Raw genomic sequence first — 6,258 nt, forward strand, 5'->3', positions numbered from 1 at the left:
TGTTGGCGGCGGTGATCTTGCCCGCGCCCTTCAGCCAGGCGATCTTGTTCTTCTTGAACAGGAACTCGATGCCGGTGACGTTGTCCTTGACGACCTTGTCCTTGTGGGCCTGCATGCTCGGCAGGTCGAGTTCGACGCCGCCGACCTTGATGCCGAACTTGGCGAGGCCGTGGGCCGCTTCCTCGAACTTCTCCGACGCCGCCAGCAGAGCCTTGGACGGGATGCAGCCGACATTCAGGCAGGTGCCGCCCAGCGTCCCCCGCTTCTCGACGCAGGCGACCTTGAAGCCGAGCTGCGCCGCGCGGATCGCACAGACATACCCGCCGGGGCCGCCGCCGATCACAACGACGTCAAAAGTGCTTTCAGCCATGAGAGGCTTTCCTTTCGCCATTCTTGCTCGTTGCCAAAAGCCGTCCCATCCAGCGGGGAGGGCACGCGGGTTCTTCCGCGGGGCGATTTATGCCCGCGCTCACGCCCCGTGGCAACGGGACACTTCGTCTCTGGACGCAGGGTTGTGGCTGGAACCGGAGTTTGGGAAGCCCGTGGCCGGGCGTGCGGGACGCCCCCGCCCGCCGCATCCATCCCCGCGCGCAAGCGAAGGGCACCACCTTTGCGCAGGCTCCCTCCCCGATCGGGTCCGGAAACCTTTATGGCCCCGCTTGCGTTCCCATCGGCATCACACAGCCACCGCAACGGAGACCACCGCCATGACCACGATCAAGAAGTTCGCCCTGCTCGCCGTCCTGGGCACCCTGCTGGGCACCACGCTGGCCGCCTGCAACACGGTCGAGGGCGCCGGCCAGGACGTGCAGGCCGGTGGCCGCGCCATCGAGCGTGGCGCCGACAACGTCCAGAAGAAGATGTGAGGGAACGTCGGGGCCGATGGGGGAGCGCCCGCCAGCCGCGGCTTCCCCCCTCAGCCCCTCATGCGCTTGATGGTGTTGGTCGTGCTCTGTCCCTGGACCAGCTCGGCCAGCACCACTTTTCCGCCATAGCTCTGGACGAAGTCCGCCCCCACCACCGTCGCGATGGTGTAGTCCGCCCCCTTGACCAGCACGTCGGGGCGCAGGGCGTGGATCAGCATTTCCGGCGTGTCCTCGCCGAAGATCACCACCAGATCGACGCAGCCCAGCGACGCCAGCACCGTGGCGCGCGCCGTCTCGTTCTGCACCGGCCGGCTTTCGCCCTTCAGCCGCTTCACCGAGGCATCGCTGTTCAGCCCGACCACCAGCACGTCGCAGGCGGAACGGGCCTGCTTCAGCAGCGAGATATGGCCGGGATGCAGCAGGTCGAAGCAGCCGTTGGTGAAACCCACCCGCTTGCCGCGCAGCCGCCAGCGCTCCGCCCGTTCCGCCGCGGCGTCGCGGGTCAGGACCTTTTCCTCGCCATGGCGCCATTCCTGCTCATGCAGGCCGGCCAGCATCTCGGCCGAGCGGACCACCGCCGTGCCGACCTTGCCCACCACGATGCCGGCCGCCAGATTGGCCAGCCGCGCCGAATCGACCAGATCGATCCCCACCGAAAGGGCGGCGGTCAGCGTCGCCACCACCGTGTCACCGGCGCCGGACACGTCGAACACCTCGCGCGCCTCGGCCGGCAGATGCACCGCATCCTCCGCCGTCACCACCGACATGCCCTGTTCGCTGCGGGTGGCGACGACGGCACCGATGCCGCAGGTGGCGATCAGGTGGCGGGCGGCGACGATCACCTCCTCGTCCGTCCGCGCCGGCAGGCCGGTGGCCTCCATCAACTCCTTGCGGTTGGGCGTGACGATGTCGGCCCCGCGATAGCGGCGGTAGTCGCGCCCCTTGGGGTCCACCACCACGGGGCGCCCGGCCTGCCGCGCGGCGGCGATCACCGCCACCACCAGCTCGTCGGTCAGCACCCCCTTGCCGTAATCGGACAGGATGACGCCGCCGACTTCGGGCAACAGCGCGCGCACGCGCTCCAGAACGCGGTCGGCAAGGGTGATCGGCACCACCGTCTCGATGTCGGTGCGCAGAAGCTGCTGCTGGCCGGCGATGAAGCGGGTCTTCACCGTGGTCTGCCGCCCGTCCTCGACCACGATGGCCGCGTCGCTGACGCCCTCGCGCCGCAGCAGGGCCAGCAGATCGCTGCCGACGCCGTCGCGCCCGACCACCGAGACGAAGCGGCAGTCGGCCTCCAGCGCCACCAGATTTGCGGCGACATTGCCGGCACCGCCGAGCTTGGGCACTTCGCGGTCGATGCGCAGGACCGGTATCGGCGCCTCCGGCGACACCCGGTCCACCGAACCATAAACAAAACGGTCTAGCATCACGTCGCCAAGGCACAGCACGTTGGCGCGCGACAGGGTGTCGATGTGACGGGCAAGGTCGCTCATGGCACCTGTCTTACCAACGCCAAAGCGGTAACGCCAGAGGACAAGTTTGCGCCGCCGTGACGCAGGTGGCGGGGGAAGGCCGATCAGGAGAAGGCGGGGACCTGCCGGCGCAGGTCGCCGGTCCCACGGGTGAAGGTCAGGGAGATCGCCCCGTTCAACTCCGCCGCCGCGCCATTGCCAACCGCCGCCGGCTCGACTTTAAGACCGGCGGCAGCCAACGCGTTCTCGAAGACGGCCGTCCGGTCACCGGGCAGGGCGAAGCGGATGGTCGCCATGACGTCGGAGAACAGCATGTGGTCGACGATCCAGCCGCCGGCCGCCCCCAGAGCATCCGACACCGCGCCCAGTGCCGCATTGCGATCCATGGCGACCACCGCCTCGTACTTCAGAAACGCCCGCATCGAACCGCCTCCGGCTTTGCCGTCCCGCAGCAACGTCCGAGCCGCGGAAACCGGCTTAGTGTAATAGATGAATCCCTTGTGCGTAAGCGCCGCAGCCTTGCGCACCGGTCACCCGGCACACAGCGAGCCACCATGCCCCGTCCCACCCTCGCGACCAGCCTGTCGGCCAAGCTTCTGCTGCTCACCATCCTGTTCGTGCTGCTGGCGGAGGTGCTGATCTACGCCCCCTCCATCGCGCGCTTCCGCATGAGCTATCTGGAGGAACGGCTGGCCGCCGCCCACATCGCGGCGCTGTCGGTGGAAGCGGCCCCCGACCTGATGGTGACGAAGGAGTTGCAGGCGAAGCTGCTGGCCTACACCGGTACCCACGTCATCGACCTGATCCAGCCGGGCGCCCGCGTCTACATGCTGTCGCGTCCGATGCCGCCGCAGGCCGATGCGGTGTACGACCTGCGCGGCACCGGCATGGGCATGCAGTTCGTCGATGCCGGCAACGCCCTGTGGCTGGCGCTGGAGGGCGCGCTGGGGGGTGCCCTCGGCCCGCAGCACGACCGGGTGATCCGGGTGATCGACCGCTCGCCCAACGACCCGGCCCAGCGGGTCGAGGTGACGATGGACGAGCGGCCGCTGATCGACGCCATGCTGGACTTCTCCCGCCGCATCCTGGCGGTGTCGGTCGCCATCTCGCTGATCGCGGCGATCCTGGTCTATGTCACCCTGCATGCCCTGCTGGTGCGGCCGATGCGGCGGTTGACCGCCGAGGTCGTCGCCTTCCGCCGCGACCCCGACGGCGCCCCGCCGCTGGTGCCGGGACGCCGCAGCGACGAGATCGGCGTGGCCGAACGCGAGCTTGCGGCCATGCAGGGCACGGTGCGCGCGGCGCTGCGCCAGCGCCAGAGGCTCGCCGCGCTGGGCACCGCGGTGGCGAAGATCAACCACGACCTGCGCGGCATCCTGTCCACCGCCTCGCTCCTGTCGGAACGGCTGACCGAGAGCGCCGACCCGGAGGTGAGGCGGGTAACGCCGCGGCTGGTCGCCTCGCTCGACCGGGCGGTGGAGCTATGCAGCCAGACCCTGTCCTTCACCCGCGACGGCGTCCTGCCCCTCACCCCGGTGTCCACCGACCTGCACCGGTTGGCGGAGGAGGCGGGAGCGGAGATTCTCGCCACCGTCCGCCCCGACGGCGGCCGGGTGGAGGCGGAGTGGGTCAACGAGGTTCCCGCCGGCCTGCCGGCCAAGGTCGATCCCGCCCAGTTCGGCCGCGCCCTGGTCAATCTCGGCCGCAACGCGGTCCAGGCCGGCGCCGACCGGGTGTCGATCACCGCTCGGGCGGAACGCGCGGGCCTGCTCACCCTGACCGTCGCAGACAATGGTCCCGGCCTCGCCCCCCGGGCGCGGGAAAACCTGTTCCAGCCCTTCGCCGGATCGGCACGGGCCGGCGGGATCGGCCTTGGCCTCGCCATCGCGCGGGAAGTGCTGCGCGCCCATGGCGGCGAGTTGCGGCTGGTGGAAAGCGGCGCGGCCGGAACGGCCTTCGCCCTTGACATACCGCAATGCAACGTGGACACCGGTGCGGTAGCCGTTGCAGGGCACAAGTCGTTTGTGTCGCATTGATTCCGCGGGTTCCGTCCCGCAGAATTCCTTTAAAGCCGAAGCGTTCGCGGGCAGCCCGGCGGGGCGGGAGGCGGACGTTTCCCCACCGCCAACGCCGTGTTCTGAAAGGACTCCGGGACGTGAAAGCTGTCTCCTTCTGGATCAACCCCATCCTCGCCGGCATCATGGCCTTCGTCGGCCTGCTCGCCTCCTCGCGCGCGGCGGACGATGCCTTCGCAACCGGCGGCCTGATCGTTTTCCTCGGCTGCGTGCTCTTCATCTTCGCGTCGATCGGCCGTTATTTCGACCGTCTGGGCTCCACCCACTGACCGTCGCGACAGGCGACCGGTAACACGAAGGCCGGGTGACAAACCCGGGGGCAGGCGCCCAACACAGCGGGTGCCACATGACACTCAGTCTGGCATGGGACCCAACCGCCTTCGCGACGATTGACGTTCTGCGCCGCCGTCCCGTCATGGACCTGACGGCGGCGCTTCCTCTCTCGCTGACGCCCCACACCATCGTCGATCTCGGCTGCGGTGCCGGACAGCTGTCCCGTCTGCTGGCGACGCACTGGCCGCAGGCCGACGTGCTGGCGGTCGACCATTCCGCGGCGATGCTGCACTGGGCCGCCGACACCCCGTCGCGCGTGCGCTACCTGCAGGCCGATCTGGAGGTCTGGCGGCCGCACTGGCCGGTGGATCTCATCGTCTCCGCCGGCGGGCTGCAACATGTGGCCGGGCACGAGCAACTGTTCCCCGACCTGCTGCAATCGCTTGGTCCCGGCGGCATCCTTGCCGTCACCCTGCCCCGCCCGCAGGACGAAATCGCCCACCGCCTGCTGCTTGAGACGGCCGCCGACGGCCCCTGGTCGGACCGGCTGCACGGCGCCTGGCCCACCGCCGAGGACGCGGGCCGCAGCTGCGACGCCCAGGATTATTACGACTGGCTCGCCCCCCAGGGCGCCATGATAGAGTTGTGGGAGACCGAATATTTCCACGCGCTGGACGGCGACGTTCCCCTTCTGCAATGGCTGCATCAGTCGGCCCTGGTCCCGGTGATGGAGTGCCTGACCGGCCCCGACCTCGACCGCTTCCTCGCCGCCTACCGCCACCGGCTGGAGACCGTCTACCCCGAGCATTTCAGCGGCGCCGCGCTGATCCCGACCAAGTGGCTGTTCCTGGTCGCACGGGTGTAGGCGCAGTCGCTGCCGACCCTCATTCCACCAGCCGGATCTCCGTCGTCGCCACGCCCGCGGCGCCAACCGCCACCGCATAATCGTCGAAGCCCGGCGGACCGAAGCTGCCACGGGCGGAGCGGCTGAAGCCGTGCGGTTCGGCGGGGATGCCGAACAGGCCGGTGGCAAGTTCGCCGTTGTTGTCCAGATCCTGGAAGGCGATCAGTCCATAGCGCCCGGCCGGCAGGTCGGGGAAGACCACCTGCAGCTCGGTCCCGAGCGCCGCGACGAAATAGCCAGCGCGCGGCGCCTTGGCTGCCTGCGCCTCCGCACTGTCGAACAGCGCGACCATCACCTTGCCTTGATTGGGCCTGACGTTGCGGACGGTTGCGCGCAGTTCCCCCGCGAAGGCCGTTCCCGCGGCGGTCAGCGCCAGCAGCGTCACCGGGGCGACCATCCGTCGAGACCATCGCGTGCCCCACCGCCGAAGCGTCATCCCCGCCCTCCGCTGGCAATCCCGCTTGTTCCCGATGGCCGCTGCGTAAGCCGCCGGCTGCCGTCATCCTAGCTCTTCATCCTAGCATCGGCTCTGCCGGGGCCGTTCGGCACCTTCAGGACGTCGGTCTCGCCTTCCGGCTTGCCCATTGGGGCGGGGAAGCGATCGCTCAGACGCCTTCGCCGCGGGAAGGACGCGACAGCACCCCCTCGATGGTCTCGTCCAGCCC

General features: G+C 69.4%; 8 protein-coding genes. 4 read left to right on the forward strand and 4 right to left on the reverse strand.

Annotation, left to right across the window (positions count from 1 at the left end; all coding sequences use genetic code 11):
• Positions 1-370 (reverse strand): FAD-dependent oxidoreductase (locus I71_RS05680; protein WP_042692067.1); only part of this gene is annotated, 370 nt, incomplete at its 3' end.
• A gap of 337 nt (positions 371-707) precedes the next feature.
• Between I71_RS05680 and I71_RS05685 the strand changes: the two genes are divergently transcribed.
• Positions 708-866, forward strand: a complete 159-nt coding sequence (locus I71_RS05685; RefSeq protein WP_042692070.1) for an entericidin A/B family lipoprotein — start codon at positions 708-710, stop codon at positions 864-866.
• Positions 867-916: 50 nt separating this feature from the next.
• Here the strand turns inward: I71_RS05685 and rfaE1 are convergent, their stop codons facing one another.
• Complete coding sequence (gene rfaE1, locus I71_RS05690) at positions 917-2,362, reverse strand: D-glycero-beta-D-manno-heptose-7-phosphate kinase (protein WP_042692073.1); 1,446 nt, start codon at positions 2,360-2,362, stop codon at positions 917-919.
• 83 nt (positions 2,363-2,445) lie between these two features.
• Positions 2,446-2,763 (reverse strand): hypothetical protein, encoded by a 318-nt coding sequence (locus I71_RS05695; RefSeq protein WP_042692075.1) that lies wholly within the window; start codon positions 2,761-2,763, stop codon positions 2,446-2,448.
• A gap of 132 nt (positions 2,764-2,895) precedes the next feature.
• Here I71_RS05695 and I71_RS05700 point away from each other — a divergent pair, with 132 nt between their 5' ends.
• From I71_RS05700 to I71_RS05710, 3 genes are all read left to right on the forward strand, one after another.
• The gene (locus I71_RS05700) at positions 2,896-4,377 is read left to right on the forward strand and encodes a HAMP domain-containing sensor histidine kinase (RefSeq protein WP_042692078.1); all 1,482 of its coding nucleotides are present in this window, start codon (positions 2,896-2,898) and stop codon (positions 4,375-4,377) included.
• Between the two features lie 119 nt (positions 4,378-4,496).
• The gene (locus tag I71_RS05705) at positions 4,497-4,685 is read left to right on the forward strand and encodes a hypothetical protein (RefSeq protein WP_042692080.1); all 189 of its coding nucleotides are present in this window, start codon (positions 4,497-4,499) and stop codon (positions 4,683-4,685) included.
• 77 nt (positions 4,686-4,762) lie between these two features.
• Positions 4,763-5,554, forward strand: a complete 792-nt coding sequence (locus I71_RS05710; RefSeq protein ID WP_244433656.1) for a methyltransferase domain-containing protein — start codon at positions 4,763-4,765, stop codon at positions 5,552-5,554.
• A gap of 19 nt (positions 5,555-5,573) precedes the next feature.
• Here the strand turns inward: I71_RS05710 and I71_RS05715 are convergent, their stop codons facing one another.
• Positions 5,574-6,029: a DUF2141 domain-containing protein gene (locus I71_RS05715; RefSeq protein ID WP_042692083.1), complete on the reverse strand. Its 456-nt coding sequence runs from the start codon at positions 6,027-6,029 to the stop codon at positions 5,574-5,576.
• Positions 6,030-6,258 lie beyond the last annotated feature (229 nt).

The organism is Azospirillum sp. B506 (genome assembly GCF_000333595.1).
In the GTDB taxonomy this organism is placed as follows: Bacteria; Pseudomonadota; Alphaproteobacteria; order Azospirillales; family Azospirillaceae; genus Azospirillum.